General features: G+C 40.4%; 12 protein-coding genes and 2 pseudogenes. 8 read left to right on the top strand and 6 right to left on the bottom strand.

Translation table 11 applies throughout. The features are described from left to right. The first annotated feature begins 22 nt into the window (after window positions 1-22). The gene (locus RMY31_RS18460; protein ID WP_322660608.1) at window positions 23-649 is read left to right on the top strand and encodes a Uma2 family endonuclease; all 627 of its coding nucleotides are present in this window, start codon (window positions 23-25) and stop codon (window positions 647-649) included. A 58-nt stretch (window positions 650-707) separates the two neighbouring features. Here the strand turns inward: RMY31_RS18460 and RMY31_RS18455 are convergent, their stop codons facing one another. Together RMY31_RS18455 and RMY31_RS18450 are read right to left on the bottom strand one after the other, a co-directional pair. After that, a complete protein-coding gene (locus RMY31_RS18455) occupies window positions 708-1,286 on the bottom strand; it encodes a Uma2 family endonuclease (RefSeq protein WP_322660610.1) in 579 nt (192 codons plus the stop codon). A gap of 132 nt (window positions 1,287-1,418) precedes the next feature. Beyond that, window positions 1,419-1,544, bottom strand: a pseudogene (locus RMY31_RS18450) (SUMF1/EgtB/PvdO family nonheme iron enzyme); the annotation flags it as partial. Between the two features lie 398 nt (window positions 1,545-1,942). Here RMY31_RS18450 and RMY31_RS18445 point away from each other — a divergent pair. Further along, entirely contained in the window at window positions 1,943-2,485 is a 543-nt protein-coding gene (locus RMY31_RS18445) for an REP-associated tyrosine transposase (protein ID WP_322660612.1), read from the top strand. A gap of 102 nt (window positions 2,486-2,587) precedes the next feature. On the opposite strand, the pseudogene RMY31_RS18440 reads toward RMY31_RS18445, so the two are convergent. Both RMY31_RS18440 and RMY31_RS18435 read right to left on the bottom strand, forming a co-directional pair. Next, window positions 2,588-2,731, bottom strand: a pseudogene (locus RMY31_RS18440) (four helix bundle protein); the annotation flags it as partial. Between the two features lie 171 nt (window positions 2,732-2,902). After that, window positions 2,903-4,792 (bottom strand): bifunctional serine/threonine-protein kinase/formylglycine-generating enzyme family protein, encoded by a 1,890-nt coding sequence (locus RMY31_RS18435; protein WP_322660614.1) that lies wholly within the window; start codon window positions 4,790-4,792, stop codon window positions 2,903-2,905. 128 nt (window positions 4,793-4,920) lie between these two features. On the opposite strand from RMY31_RS18435, the gene RMY31_RS18430 reads away from it, so the two are divergent. The 4 genes from RMY31_RS18430 (at window position 4,921) to RMY31_RS18415 (ending at window position 7,929) form a co-directional block, all read left to right on the top strand. After that, on the top strand, window positions 4,921-5,085 hold the full coding sequence (locus tag RMY31_RS18430) for a DUF6887 family protein (RefSeq protein ID WP_322660616.1): 165 nt from the start codon (window positions 4,921-4,923) through the stop codon (window positions 5,083-5,085). A 319-nt stretch (window positions 5,086-5,404) separates the two neighbouring features. Then, window positions 5,405-6,220 carry a 16S rRNA (adenine(1518)-N(6)/adenine(1519)-N(6))-dimethyltransferase RsmA gene (rsmA, locus tag RMY31_RS18425; protein WP_322660618.1) on the top strand — a complete coding sequence of 272 codons (816 nt, stop codon included), beginning with the start codon at window positions 5,405-5,407 and terminating at the stop codon, window positions 6,218-6,220. 29 nt (window positions 6,221-6,249) lie between these two features. Continuing rightward, window positions 6,250-7,203 carry a 4-(cytidine 5'-diphospho)-2-C-methyl-D-erythritol kinase gene (gene ispE, locus RMY31_RS18420; RefSeq protein ID WP_322660620.1) on the top strand — a complete coding sequence of 318 codons (954 nt, stop codon included), beginning with the start codon at window positions 6,250-6,252 and terminating at the stop codon, window positions 7,201-7,203. A 396-nt stretch (window positions 7,204-7,599) separates the two neighbouring features. Further along, window positions 7,600-7,929, top strand: coding sequence for a DUF3082 domain-containing protein (locus tag RMY31_RS18415; RefSeq protein ID WP_322660622.1), 330 nt, complete (start codon window positions 7,600-7,602; stop codon window positions 7,927-7,929). A 178-nt stretch (window positions 7,930-8,107) separates the two neighbouring features. Here the strand turns inward: RMY31_RS18415 and RMY31_RS18410 are convergent, their stop codons facing one another. Together RMY31_RS18410 and RMY31_RS18405 are read right to left on the bottom strand one after the other, a co-directional pair. After that, window positions 8,108-9,118, bottom strand: a complete 1,011-nt coding sequence (locus tag RMY31_RS18410) for a response regulator transcription factor (protein WP_322660624.1) — start codon at window positions 9,116-9,118, stop codon at window positions 8,108-8,110. 117 nt (window positions 9,119-9,235) lie between these two features. Further along, window positions 9,236-10,402, bottom strand: coding sequence for a PAS domain-containing sensor histidine kinase (locus tag RMY31_RS18405; protein ID WP_322660626.1), 1,167 nt, complete (start codon window positions 10,400-10,402; stop codon window positions 9,236-9,238). Window positions 10,403-12,434: 2,032 nt separating this feature from the next. Between RMY31_RS18405 and RMY31_RS18400 the strand changes: the two genes are divergently transcribed. Beyond that, complete coding sequence (locus RMY31_RS18400; protein ID WP_322660628.1) at window positions 12,435-12,719, top strand: HetP family heterocyst commitment protein; 285 nt, start codon at window positions 12,435-12,437, stop codon at window positions 12,717-12,719. 62 nt (window positions 12,720-12,781) lie between these two features. After that, a complete protein-coding gene (gene trpC / locus RMY31_RS18395; protein WP_322660630.1) occupies window positions 12,782-13,630 on the top strand; it encodes an indole-3-glycerol phosphate synthase TrpC in 849 nt (282 codons plus the stop codon). Window positions 13,631-13,883: the final 253 nt, after the last annotated feature.

Genomic DNA, 13,883 nt, shown 5'->3' with positions numbered 1-13,883 from the left:
GAGTTTCTAAAGGTAGGCAAATATGCATACTGTAATCACACCCCAAAGAATCGAGTTGTCACCTGGCACAGTTGTAAGGATGTTGGGATCTTGGCAAGACTATCAAGTACTGAGTCAACAACTTGGCGATCGCGCCTCGCCTCGCATTAAATATCGACTTGGAGAGATTTTGCTAATGGCACCACTACCAGAGCATGGCAGAGATGCGAGCTTGCTGGCAGATATTGCTAAAGTTTTGCTGGATCGTTTAGAGCAAAGATACGATTCATTTACACCCATTACCATGAGCTTGCCAGAAGTCAGCGGTATTGAGCCTGACTTTTGCTTCTATATTGAAAATTGGAGAGCCGTAGTAGGTAAGAGCCGTATCGACTGGCAAAATGACCCTCCACCCGATTTAGCGATCGAGGTAGATGTTACTAGTTATACCAATATTAATGACTATTTCCCTTATAAAGTGCCAGAGGTTTGGCTATTAAAGAATAAGCAGTTATTAGTTTATAGATTACAGGGTGAAAGTTACGCAATTACAGAAAGCAGCCATTTTCCTAACGTCAGAGAAGTTGTGCAGCAATGCCTCCAAATTGCAAACGAGCAAACAACAAGTGAGGCGATTAGGTGGTTAAGGAACTTTTTGCATGGAATGTAGTGAAATTCGGCATTGTTTTCTGGTGCGATCGCAAGCATGTTGGGTTTCGTTCCTCAACTTATTGGCATTGTAAAACTTGAACAGCAGTCAACTTGAGATCGGCAAATACAAGCGAAGCGATCGCGCTATCCCCTACATACACCTTCTCCTCATAGAAACCCTCTACCCATTCCAAAACCGTCACTCGCTCTTGTATCGGATCGACGATCCAATACTCAGCAATACCCCGCGCCGCATACTCAGATCGCTTATAGCGATAATCACGACTGCTCTGATTTGGACTTACCACCTCAACCACCAATAACGGGGGTGGCATCTCTGGCATCACCGTAGATCGTTTAGCACCCTCCATCGCAGTTGCCAACTCCTCAGAAAACACCACCAAATCAGGAACGCGCACCCGCGAACCAGTAGTGACAATTTCTGTTTTCATCCGCAACTGAGAAGATGAGATACCTAATTGCACGAAGCAAACAAGGATAAACATTGCAATTCGTTGATTTCTCTCACTCTCAGCTGGCATCAGAAACAATTCCCCATCTTCAAACTCATACATTGCATCTGTACCATCGTCATAATTAAAGAACTCCTCAAGAGTCATCTTTCCAGATGCAGCTTTATCTAATGCGATCGCCATAATCACCTTACCTTCAGTTCAAAACATCATTGAACTCGATCTATTATCGCAATACTTCTTCTAAGTCCTTGCTCTCCTACTGAATCTCCGCCTCCAGCTTTGCCAAATCAGCAAGGATATCTTTGGGTGCGCTCACGCGGAAACTAGGACGACGCGAAAACCGATGTTGTTGTTACGGTTGTCGGCTTCGTTCCTGTTGCGGTTCGCACTGCGACAGTTTTCTGGGTTGTTGTTCCAAGAACCACCGCGCAGCAGTCGGAAGTGCCTGTCCCTTCTTCACTCTCTCGCAAATACGAGAGTAGCGAATATCTTTCTTCGCAAACGCTGGGTATTTCCATGTTTTAAATGTGCTACCCAGCTTTGTAAACTTTGCGATATTTGTTGTCGATTAATCCTACCACGAGCATAATCAATTTGCATTTGTCTTAATCTGCGTCGCGCTCGACGTAAGTTTTCTGTACGCACTCGAATGCAGTCTGGTAGCTTAAAATGTAGGTTGGGTTGACGTAAGGAAACCCAACGTCAATAAGTGTTTACTCGGTTTTATAATTGTTCAATATCACTTAACATTTTATTTCAGCCTAGAAGTTGGGTTAAGCGTAGCGCAACCCAACCTACATAAGACTAATTTTAGTTTCAAAAAATTTTTAAAACAAATGCAATATCGCCGAGCCACTGTAGAGGGTGGTACTTACTTTTTTACGCTCGTTACACATAACAGACAAAGGTTATTATGTTTACCTACAAACGTCTCTTTATTGAGAAATGCTTTTCGTTATGTAATGCAACAATACCCATTTATCATTGATGCTTTTGTTTTATTACCCGACCATCTGCACTGTATTTGGACATTACCACAAGGCGATCGCAATTTTCCTACCCGTTGGCGTTTGATTAAAAGCTATTTTAGTCGTCAATGTATTACCCTATCACAAGAAAGCTTATCTACCTCTCGGCAAAATAAAAAAGAGCGGGCTATTTGGCAACGTCGTTTTTGGGAACATTTTATTAGAGATGAGGTAGATTTTAAGAATCATGTTGAATATATTCACTACAATCCTGTAAAACATGGTTTGGTTAAAGCTCCAAAGGATTGGGAATATTCGAGTTTTCATCGTTCTGTTCGTCAGGGAACGTATGACATCATATGGGGTGCTGGGCAAGAAATTGTATTTCAGGCTGATATCGGCAAAGAGTAATTATCGCTAGTAGGTTTGGTTAAGCGCAGCGCAACCCAACATTTCAACTGCAACACTCAAGGCTAATGTTGGGTTTCGTTCCTCAACCCAACCTACATCTTTGATTAATCCTTCTAAAAGGTCGTATAATCCTTCTATAATTCTATTACCCAAGAGAAATTTATGGTCGCGTGGTAGACGGTTTAATATAGGAACGTACCATTTGATTAAATCATAAGTTTTTTGAATGATAGGTAATTCATTCATATATGAATTATGTGTTGTATTACCAGTTATAATCCTTTTAGAAAAGCTTACAGTAAATTCAAATTTGACCGCTCAATTTAAAAAAAAATTTTTGATCCGCCTGCGGCAGAAGAGTGAAAAGTAAAGAAGTGTAAAGGGCAAAAGTGCAAAAGAGCAAAGGGGAAGGAGTCCTCACGCGGAAACTACGACGACGCGAAAACCGAAGACGTAGCCACGGAGGTCGGCTTCGAGCCTGACGCGGTACGCGCTGCGACAGAAATCTGGGGAGTTGAGCCAACAACCACCGCGCAGCAGACGGGCTTTATTATCATTATCATTAAGCCATGCACTGCCATCAGTGGGTGCGCCATTGTAATTCTTATGATAAAAGTCTTGACACCATTCCCAAACATTGCCGTGCATATCGTATAAACCAAAGGCGTTGGGGGGAAAACTGCCTACTTCTGTTGTTTCCTTACGATATTGACCTTTTGGCCCCTTACTGTAATTACCTGAGTACGTTGTACTTCCGAAAGTAAAATCTGTCCCTTGATAGTTTGCTAAATTAGTAGTAATTGTTTCACCAAAATAAAACGGTGTAGTCGTTCCCGCACGACAGGCATATTCCCATTCGGCTTCGCTGGGTAGCCTATAGGTTTTTCCTGTCTTCTGGCTCAATTTTTTACAAAATTCTACGGCATCATTCCAACTCACATTTTCTACAGGTCGTTTCTCACCTTTGAAATTGGAGGGATTCGTCCCCATAATTGCTTGATACTGTGCCTGGGTGATTTCATATTTCCCCATGAAGAACCCAGGTACTTTTACTAGATGTTGCGGCCCTTCGGATGGGTATCGTTTCTCCTCCCCTGCTGGCGAACCCATCGTAAAGGTTCCTCCTGGTATCTGCACCATTTCCAAGGTGACACTATTCCCCAAGTCTTCAACAAAGTATTTCGCCTCCCGTTTGGGGCGGTTGGTAATTCTTCCCTGTGCGTCTACCGTCACCGTTTCAAATTGAAAAGTTTGTAAGCTATTAGAGGAGGTCGGAGTCTGTGTGAGAGGTTCATTTGTTACCGGAGTTTTATTAGTGCTTTCTCCAGAACTAAACAAAGATAACAAACGCTCTCCAATAAGAGCTAAACTAATTCCTGCAACTGTCCATCCTATAGTTTGAATTGTCCGACGACGTGACAAGTTTGGTGTGGGTTGCGGGGGTTTCGGTGCAGGTGGTGGCGGTGGTTGTCGTCGTTGCGGCTGTGGTAGTGTCAGTGCTTGCAACGCCTCCACTGCTGAAGGGTATCTATCTCGAAAGTGATAACTCACCATCTTACTCAGCACCTCTGCCAACTTCTCGCTGACATTTGCCCAATTACGCCAAATTATTTCACCATTGGTGGGGTCTTTTGGTAGTTCGTGGGGTTGTAAACCTGTCACGGCATAAATTCCCAACATCCCCACCGCGTAAACATCGCTGCATAATTTTGGTTGTCCGGCTGCTTGTTCGCTTGGCATATAACCAGCCGTACCAATGGTAACGCTAACACTAGTTTGTCCTTGGGCGTTCACCATCAGCGTATTAACTTCTTTAACTGCGCCAAAATCAATCAGCACAATTTTGCTATCTTGACGGCGACGCATAATGTTCTGGGTTTTAATATCGCGGTGGATGATATTCTTTTTGTGAACTACTGCTAAGACTTCCAGAATTTCTTGTAATAGTTTAATGACTTCTTTTTCGGTTAATCGCTTACCAGAACTAATTTCATGGCTTAAGTCTTCGCCATCTATAAATTCTTGGACTAAATAAAATTCGCCTTGTTCTTCAAAGTGGGCAAATAGTCGCGGTATCTGGTCGCTATCATTGCCTAGGCAATATAAAACTTGGGCTTCGCTATCAAATAACCTTCTAACGATTTGTAATACTGCTGGGTCGGAGTTGGGTTTGAGGTGTTTGACTACACACTTGGGATGGTTGGGTAAGTCTAAGTCTTCTGCGAGGTAGGTGTCGCCAAATCCGCCACTTCCTAAGATTTTGATGATTTTATAGCGGTTGCGAAGGACTGTACCAGTCGTAGGCATAATTTATGACTTGGCAGTGGGGGATTTGGGTTTATTCTGCCAAATTTCTTAGTACTAGGGCAAGTTAATTTTTGTTCGCGCAGAGGTGTTCAAATAGAAATATTCCCAAACGGTAGCGTGAGGTACTTATGACCAAGCCTAATTTTCAAGCGATGACCAAGCAAGAATTAAGAGCATATGTGCTGGAACATCGAGACGACCAAGAGGCTTTTTATGCATTTGCCGATAAACTCAGAGAAGAACCAGGAATTGAGATTACCTCAGCAGAATTCGTGCTGAATTGGCAACTTTAGATATAACTATTGGGTATTACGATTTGCAAATTGCATCAATTGCTCAAGCCCATAATTTAATATTAGTTACGCACAATAAGAGTGAATTTAGTCGGGTGAATGGATTACGAATTGAAGATTGGGAGGAAGCAGGTTGATAAGCGATCGCCTCAATCTCCATTTATATTCTTAGAGAATAATGCTCAAGTACCATATAAAGCATATTAAGTCAAGATAAAATCGGCAAACATGCACCAAAAAATGGTAGTAAAAAGTAAGAAAGAAGTAAGAAATGGATTTTTAGTGAAACGCTGAAACTTAGGCAGTACGAGGAAAATAAATGGTACGACCGCGCAAGATATTTGCTCAGCATTGGCTCAAAAGTGAAAAGGTACTGGACGCAATAATAAAGGCAGCAGAATGTCAAACGAGCGATCGCATCTTGGAAATAGGCCCAGGAACCGGCATTCTGACTCGTCGTTTATTACCTTTAGTAGAATCTCTAGTCGCAGTTGAAATAGACCGCGATTTGTGCGAACTACTGGTAAAACAACTAGGTAAAATTGAAAATTTTCTACTACTACAAGGTGACTTTCTCACCTTAGATGTACCGTCCCAGCTGGTAGCATTTCCTAATTTTCAAAAGCAGAATAAAGTAGTAGCTAATATTCCCTATAACATCACAGGACCAATTATAGAAAAACTGCTGGGCACAATCACTAATCCTAATCCAGAACCATTTGATTCAATAGTACTATTAGTGCAAAAAGAAGTAGCAGAAAGATTGTATGCTAAACCAGTGTCTAAAGCTTTTGGAGCATTGAGCGTGCGGGTACAATATTTAGCTGATTGTGAATTAATTTGTACAGTTCCAGCGATCGCATTTCATCCACCACCAAAAGTAGATTCAGTAGTCGTGCGGTTGCATCCCCGGCAGATAGAAACACCAGCAATTAACCCTAGACAGTTAGAAAATCTAATTAAATTGGGGTTTGGTGCAAAGCGCAAAATGTTACGAAATAATCTACAACCAGTTGTCGAACGCGATCGCCTGACACAATTACTCGAAAAATTAGAAATAAATCCCCAAGCCCGTGCCGAAGACCTCAGCGTCAACCAATGGGTAACACTAGCAAATCAGTTAACAGTAAACTGATGACTGATAACTGATAACTGATAACTGTTATGCGTTCCTACACATTAACTGCCCCCGCCAAAATTAACTTGTATTTAGAAATTATCGGCGATCGCCCCGATGGTTATCATGAGTTAGCAATGATACTCCAAAGTATCGACCTTGCCGACCAAATTGAATTGCATTCCATTAGCACTGACAGCATTCGCATTTACTGCGACCACCCACAAGTACCTACAGATGAAAATAATCTGGCATACCAAGCAGCAGAACTAATGGCAACCCAATTTCCTGAAGCCTTTAGTAAACATGGTGGTATAGAAATTACCATCAACAAGCACATTCCTATAGCTGCTGGGTTGGCTGGAGGTTCAACAAATGCAGCAGCCGTCTTGGTAGGGATAGATTTATTGTGGAACCTCGGACTAACTCAGTCAGAATTAGAAGAACTGGGAGCAAGTCTTGGCTCAGATGTGCCGTTTTGCGTGGCGGGTGGAACAGTGATTGCTACAGGTAGAGGCGAGCAACTTTCTCCTCTACCGAATTTAGATAACATATATATAGTATTGGCTAAATATCGTAGCTTAGAAGTTTCCACCGCTTGGGCATACAAAACTTATCGCCAGCAGTTTGGTAATTCTTATATTAGAAATACCGAAGATTTGGCAGCGCGTGCAGCCGCAGTCCATTCAGGAGGAATAGTCAAAGCAATCTTTGCCAAAAACACAGCAGAAATTGCTCAAAAACTGCACAATGATTTAGAGCGTGTAGTATTGCCAGCCTATCCCCAAGTCTTGCAACTGCGCGAGGTATTTGCAACTCAAGAAGGCGTTTTGGGAACAATGATGTCTGGTTCTGGCCCGACAGTGTTTGCTCTTCTTGAGTCTGAACAACAAGCGCAAGCAGTGAAGCTAAAAATGAGAGAGATAATTCCTGACGAGGATTTAGAATTGTTTGTGACTCGAATGACTACACATGGAATTCAGATAGTATCGTCAGTGTAGGGACTGGTGAGACAGCGAGCAGTTCAAAGGAGGGTTTCCCTTCGAAAGAAACTGCGGTGCTGCGGAGAGAAGTTGCCAAGAGGGTTTCCCTCCAAGCAAACTTCGGAGAGGGTTTCCAACGCCAGTCGCCTGCGGAGGAGCCACTGCGGTGGACGGGTTCCCCGGCATAAAGCAAGTGGCGTGGAGACCCCCAAGACCGCGCTGGCTCCTCCGCAGGCGACTGCGTTAGCGACGTACTCCTACGGAGAAGCAAGCTACGCGTAAGCGTCTCGCAGAGAAGGAGCGTCACCCGAAGGGGTACTGGGGAGATGAGGAAGCAGGAGAATATGCCTGACTAACTCCTAACTTCTGACTCCTGACTCCTAACGTAATCCAAAATCTAAAATCAAAAGTTGTATGAGTGACCCAAATATAACGCCACAAGTAGAAGCTCAAGCGTCGGTTCCAATGACTCTGTTACGCTGTTTAACTGGAGCCTTGATTTCCGGCGGACTAGGATTTGCACTTTATTCACTGATGATTAAAATCGCCACCAATTTTGCAAGCAAACCGATCCATTCAGATAATCTACTAGTGGTGAGAATTACCTCTGCTGTTCGTACCCTGGTTGTAGGCGTAGTTGCTTTGGGAAGTGGAATATTTGGTATAGTGGCGATTGGTTTATTGGCTTTGGGAGTGCAAGTATTAATGCAGCAATTGACAAAGCCTAAAAGTAGTGAAAACTGAGTCCTGAGTTCCCAGTTTCCATTACTACTTTTTACACCAATTTAAAAATGATTGCGACAGATAGAGTGTCTAACAGCTTATCAATTAACTTTTTCCCAATCCAAAATCACGCCACTTGCTACAACTCTCTTAACCAGAGCAACGCAGTGGCTCCAAAATCTAAAATCGCATTACTTTCTTATTTAGCACGATCGCGAGAAGTCAGACTGGCGACTTCTGGAGGCCACTTGTGTGGGCGGGTTCCCCCCGAAAGGCAGTGGCTCGACTTGAGCAAAGTGTCCATCCTACTTGGAACTTCGGAAACTTGCAACTCAGTACTATAAGGTACATAGTTTCCAATCGGCGGATGAGTATTGATTAGTTGCAGATTTGCGTTTCTGGAAGCTTGATAGAGTTGATACTGATTTTCTTTTCTCCAAGTTTTCGGTGGTAGCCCGTGGTGTTGACGAAATTGGCGGGAGAAATGACATGCATTTTGATAGCCCAGCACTGTAGCAATCTGCTCGATTGTCTGGTCGGTTTCCTTGAGTAAAGGACGTGCTGCTGCCATCCGGCGCTTAACAATCCAGCCGTTGACAGTTTCTCCAGTTTGTTTTGCGACTCTACTGGTTAAGTAAGCTGGCGAATAACCAACTGCAACAGCCACATCAGACAAAGTAATCCCTTGACGATAGTTAGCTTCAATGTAGTCAAAAACTTCCTTGAGTTGCGGAACTGATGGAAAAAATGATTCAGGGGTTAACGATGAAGTCGTATTTATTGGTAATTCGGAAATTTCACTATTAGTAGCATACCAAGACCTGAGAATAGCTTGCTTTTCCAATCGGATTGCGATCGCTCTAAGCAATTCCTCTACCGTAGAGGGTTTGATCAGATAATCGTCCGCCCCCAACTCCATACCTTTGCGAACAGATGCCTGAGTATTACTGCCAGTCAGAAAAATGAAGGGAATAACCGCAGTGAGACGATCTTGGCGCAAAGCATTCAAAACTCCGTAACCATCCATATCCGGCATTGCAATATCGCAGATTACCAAATTGGGTAAATGCTTTCGTGCTTCTTCGATACCAGCAAGACCGTTTTCAGCACCTATTGTGTTAAAACCTTCAGCTTCAAGACCCTGTAAGAAGAGATTGCGAGTAACGGCATCATCTTCTATTACGAGAATTGTTGTCGATTCGTACATCATTTTTTCATCACTGGGAATTGTGGCAAGGAATGATTACTAAACTCTCTGCTGAGTACTCTGTCAAGGAACCATGAAGTTTGAACACACAAAACTGGGAACTGAAATTGAAATTTTATTTCACACTGGCAGTATGACAGTAAACGTAGTGCCTATATCAATTTCACTTTCCACGGCAATTTGACCGCCATATAAATCTACAAGGGTCTTAACAAGAGATAGCCCTAATCCAGTACCGAGAATATTCTTGATATTTTTACCCCGATAAAATGGCTCAAATATTTGTTGTCGGTCTGCTACTGCAATACCAATACCTCTATCTGTAACCTGGAAAATTACTTTCCCAGACTCACAAGAAAGTTGTAAATCAACTGGGCTATCACTTGGAGAATACTTAACTGCATTATCCAGTAAGTTCTTCAGAATAGGCTCCAACAGTTGTCGATCTATACAAGCACTACCACAGCTACCTTCACGCACAAAATTGATGTCATGGCTGCTACTCATCTGTATTTGTGTCACTAACTCATTACAGAATTGAATTAAATCGAGCGGTTCTGTCTCAAAGTTGAACTTTGCGGCTTCTGCGTTAGCAAAGAATAAAATATCATTCAACATCCGACTGAGCTTTTCAACAGCTGTTTGGATATGATCGAGTAATGGCCGTGTTTTCTCCTTTGTCCATTCATCAATATGCCTCTTGAGTAAGCTATTTGAAAATGAAACAGCGTTCAGCGGCGTGCGGAATTGATGACAAACCATAGAAATGAAGTTAGCTTTCAGTTCTCTAAGTTGTTGTATTTGTTGTAGGGCTTGACAAAGTTCCAATTCTACTTGTTTGTAATCGGTTATGTCCCAAATGCTCCAGACTCTACCAACAATTTTGTCATCCAACCACTGCGGCTGAGAGTATTGTGCGAAGACTCTTCCATCCTTCAACTCCAAAATGTCATAGCTTTCCAAATCAGGTTGATTGGATACTTCCCACATAACTGGGCTAAAAGTATTTGGGCTTTTTAATTGGTTCTGGAAAAATGCGCTGGCTTGAGGAGAATTTTTAGATAGCGTCAGTGAATCTGGAATCTGCCACATGTCCACAAATTTTTGATTAAAGTTTAAAACATCTCCATCAAGATTTACTGTAACAATACCATTAGCAGTAGATTCGAGCGTAGAACGAAGTAGAGAAAGGGATGTTTCTAACTCTGTTGTTTTCTTTTTCAGTTCAGAAACTTCCTGTTGTAAATGCTCTTTCGCATTCTTTAATTCTTCAATCAACTTTTGCATACTTCGCTCTACTCATTCATCACTCTTCTCACACACAGCCCAATACACTTTTTAGTAATTTATCCTAAGTTTTTCCCATTAGTTTGACCAATAGTCTAGTGACAAATCTATATCTACTAACGAGTTGATAATCAGAACTTCTAAAAATCCTGATTATACTGTTTAGCTAATGAATAAATTAGATAATAAAATCTTAATGTTTATATTATTAAATATGATTTTATCAACAAAAAGTGAACACTTTCAGCTTAGTTACATAAAGATACAATATTTTTTTGCTATTGATTTCTAAAGTTTTTCATAAATAATGATTATCCTGATATTAACCAATTTTATTACATTGGTTAATCTTCATTATTCGCTACTATAAGTAGATTTAATATCCGAAACTAAATCACTAATTTTACTTTAAAGAATTAGTATAAAACTCTATAAGTTAATTAGCTCTTTAGTAGAGTTAATTAGTGCAAATTTATTGAATTCAATCCAATATCTATATACTTTAGAATCTGCAAATAAGTATAATTTCCATCATCGTCATATTTGCTGCATATCTTTCTAAAAATAGATAAAAATTAAGTCGCAATTACTTATTTAGTTTGATTGTAGTTCACTATATTAGAATAGCGATCGCAAGATAGTTAAAGAGAAGATAAAACAGTCTGTTCATGATTCACAATAGCATAATTTGTCCACCTTAAATTTAAATTTTGCCATATAAATTTTAGCTGAAACAAACAATTGATTTTTCATAAGTTTAAAATTTCTTATTTTTTTGCTTTATCTGTAATCTAACTACAGAGGGATCTAACTACAGAAGAACAGACCAAGTCATCTTTCATAAGGTATATATTTTCATAAATATTCATCTTATATATAGATAAGACATCTATCAAAAGAAATGTATAGTGTTAAGACTATATGTATTCAAAAATACAAACAAAGTGTAACCAGACATATTGGATAGCAAAACTATGACTGCAAATCTTTATCAGCTTGATATTAACGTTGTAATAGCTTGCTAATATCACAATTCTATTTACAGGTTGTGAATAGATATTATATGCGGTGTAAGGCTTTTGACTTTCAAGTGAGTTATATCCTCAGCGGAATCCTGTCGCTTAGTCTTGCGAATCTATATCAGCAAAGTGTTATCCAGTTTTGATATCTACAAATACATTTATAAATTAAACTACGAGTATTATTTATTACATAAGCACTGATTTAAAATTTAAGTTCTATAACTATCAACTATCGAAAGGTAGAAACTGTTTAGCTTCGCTAGGCGAGTCAGAAAAATAGCAATGTACTTAATATTTGGTATTAGTATTGTTTCCATCAACACAATTTTAGTTAGCATAAGTAGATCAAATTTTTTCCGCTTCAATTTAGTACCACATGGCAACACAATATACAGTTAAGCTAGAAAATTAAAAAGACAAAATAAAAAAAGAATCTTTAGTTTGACATTTTTATTCAACTAAATTTAATTTAGTATAATTTGTCGTGTTCAGAGAAAAATCTAAGCATCATACGTCACTGTTAACAAGATTTAATAAATCACAAAAGCTAAAAAAAAGATAAGTACGTCAAAAGATCGATCGTATATCTGTCGCCGAATATTGAGTAGGCTTAAAACAGAAGCTGCTTCTGCAACACGGTTCATCTGTAGGGGTTGGTTTAACTAGATATTTATTAGGCAGATAAAAATGCCGACTAGCTAAACTCTCCCCTACTTTCAGAGTTCACTTGCAATACTTCTTAGGTCTCACTGAATACCAGATATGTTCTCTTAACCTTTTGTTGTAGCGTCATTTTCTTAAATAAAATCATGATTTGTGATTTCCTCTGTTACATAACCCTTAGCAATCTTCGTCTATCTTCCGCCATCGCTGAGCTGAAGATAAACACAGATGAAAATCCTGATGCCTTATACCTTCTGACTTATTTTCAGAGTAGATAAAAAACACCAATTCCCAACTAAATCAATTCTTAACCTTGGGATTACAAGTTTAATAAAAGAGAGAATACCATGCATCAAACCGATAGCAATTGCAATACACAAACAGCAAAAAAAATCAACACCGAACAAATTGAACAAATTGTTAAAGCAATTATTGCCGGCAAGTATTCCTGGGCATGTGTTTTAATTTTACGTTTTTCTGGCTACAACCCCATAGACTACATACCCTACCGCACCTACATTCGACTCCTAAAAAATAACTGCCTAGTTGAAAGTTCAAAATCAAATGACATTGAGAGTAAACGTGACAAATTAGAAGTTTTTGACATGAAATCAACTTTACTCAGACTCTGAAAATCAAAAAATTTCTGATTTCATCTTTCTGAGTCACCCCATCTCCCGATTTGTCGCAGCTTATGATTTATCCACGTACTCCTGTTAATACCCGTCTACATCCCCTTCTCAGAGAGATTGTGTGGCACAAAAAGCAAGAAGTAGTACATATGCATCAACAGATGTCTTTAGCTTCTTTGCAACGCCAGTTAACTGCTGCTCCAACCGTGCGAGATTTCTTAACTGCCTTGCAACAAAATCCTTTCCGACCCAGCTTGATCGCAGAAATTCAGAAAGCCTCACCAATTTATGGGATAATTCGAGCAGACTTTGACCCAGTAGCGATCGCTAAAGCTTATGAGCGTAGTGGCGCAGGTTGTATATCTGTCGTCACAGATGCATCATTTTATCATGGCAGTTTTGAAACACTACGTGCAATCCGCCAGAGAATATCGTTACCTCTTTTATGCAAAGAGTTTATTATCGACCCCTGCCAAATTTATTTAGCACGGGCAGCAGGAGCAGACGCTGTATTACTCATCGCCGCCATTCTGACAGATCGGGAACTCCAGGACTTGTTGCGAGTGATTCATTATTTGGGGATGAATGCTTTAGTGGAAGTCCATAACTTGACAGAACTAGATCGGGTACTCAAACTAGACGATATCCGCTTAATAGGAATTAATAATCAGAGTCTAGAAGATTTTACAGTTGATATCAGCACAACACAAAGACTAATGGCAGCGCGGCGATCGCAATTACAAAACTTAGGTGTAATTGTTGTCAGTGAGTCTGGATTATACACCCACGCTGATTTATCACTGGTAGCCGATGCTGGTACACATGCGGCTCTTGTAGGAGAGTCTTTAATTAAAGAACAGGATATAGAACAAGCCGTGCGCCGTCTACTCAAACGTGAGCCGCTCGTGTAAGAGGACGCGGGGACGCTGGGATAAGAGAGCAGGGGAAGCAGGGGAGCAGAGGGAGATGAGGAAGAAATAATAACTATTTTTGCCTGTTCCCTGTTAAGAGTTCTCTTTTTCTCCTGACAACTGACAAGATAAGTCCTGCTAGCAATCGCTGGGAGGACTTTGCTATTTATTAAATGTCATATCAATCCTCTGGAAAAATGCTGTTAGCCTATGTAGTATAAAAACGGAACAATATAAGTAAATGTAACGTTGT

Origin of the sequence: Dendronalium sp. ChiSLP03b (assembly GCF_034531165.2) — a bacterium.
GTDB classification, from domain to species: Bacteria; Cyanobacteriota; Cyanobacteriia; order Cyanobacteriales; family Nostocaceae; genus Dendronalium; species Dendronalium minutum.
Note: the sequence above shows the minus strand (reverse complement) of the source record. Positions and strands in the feature narration are given on the sequence as shown.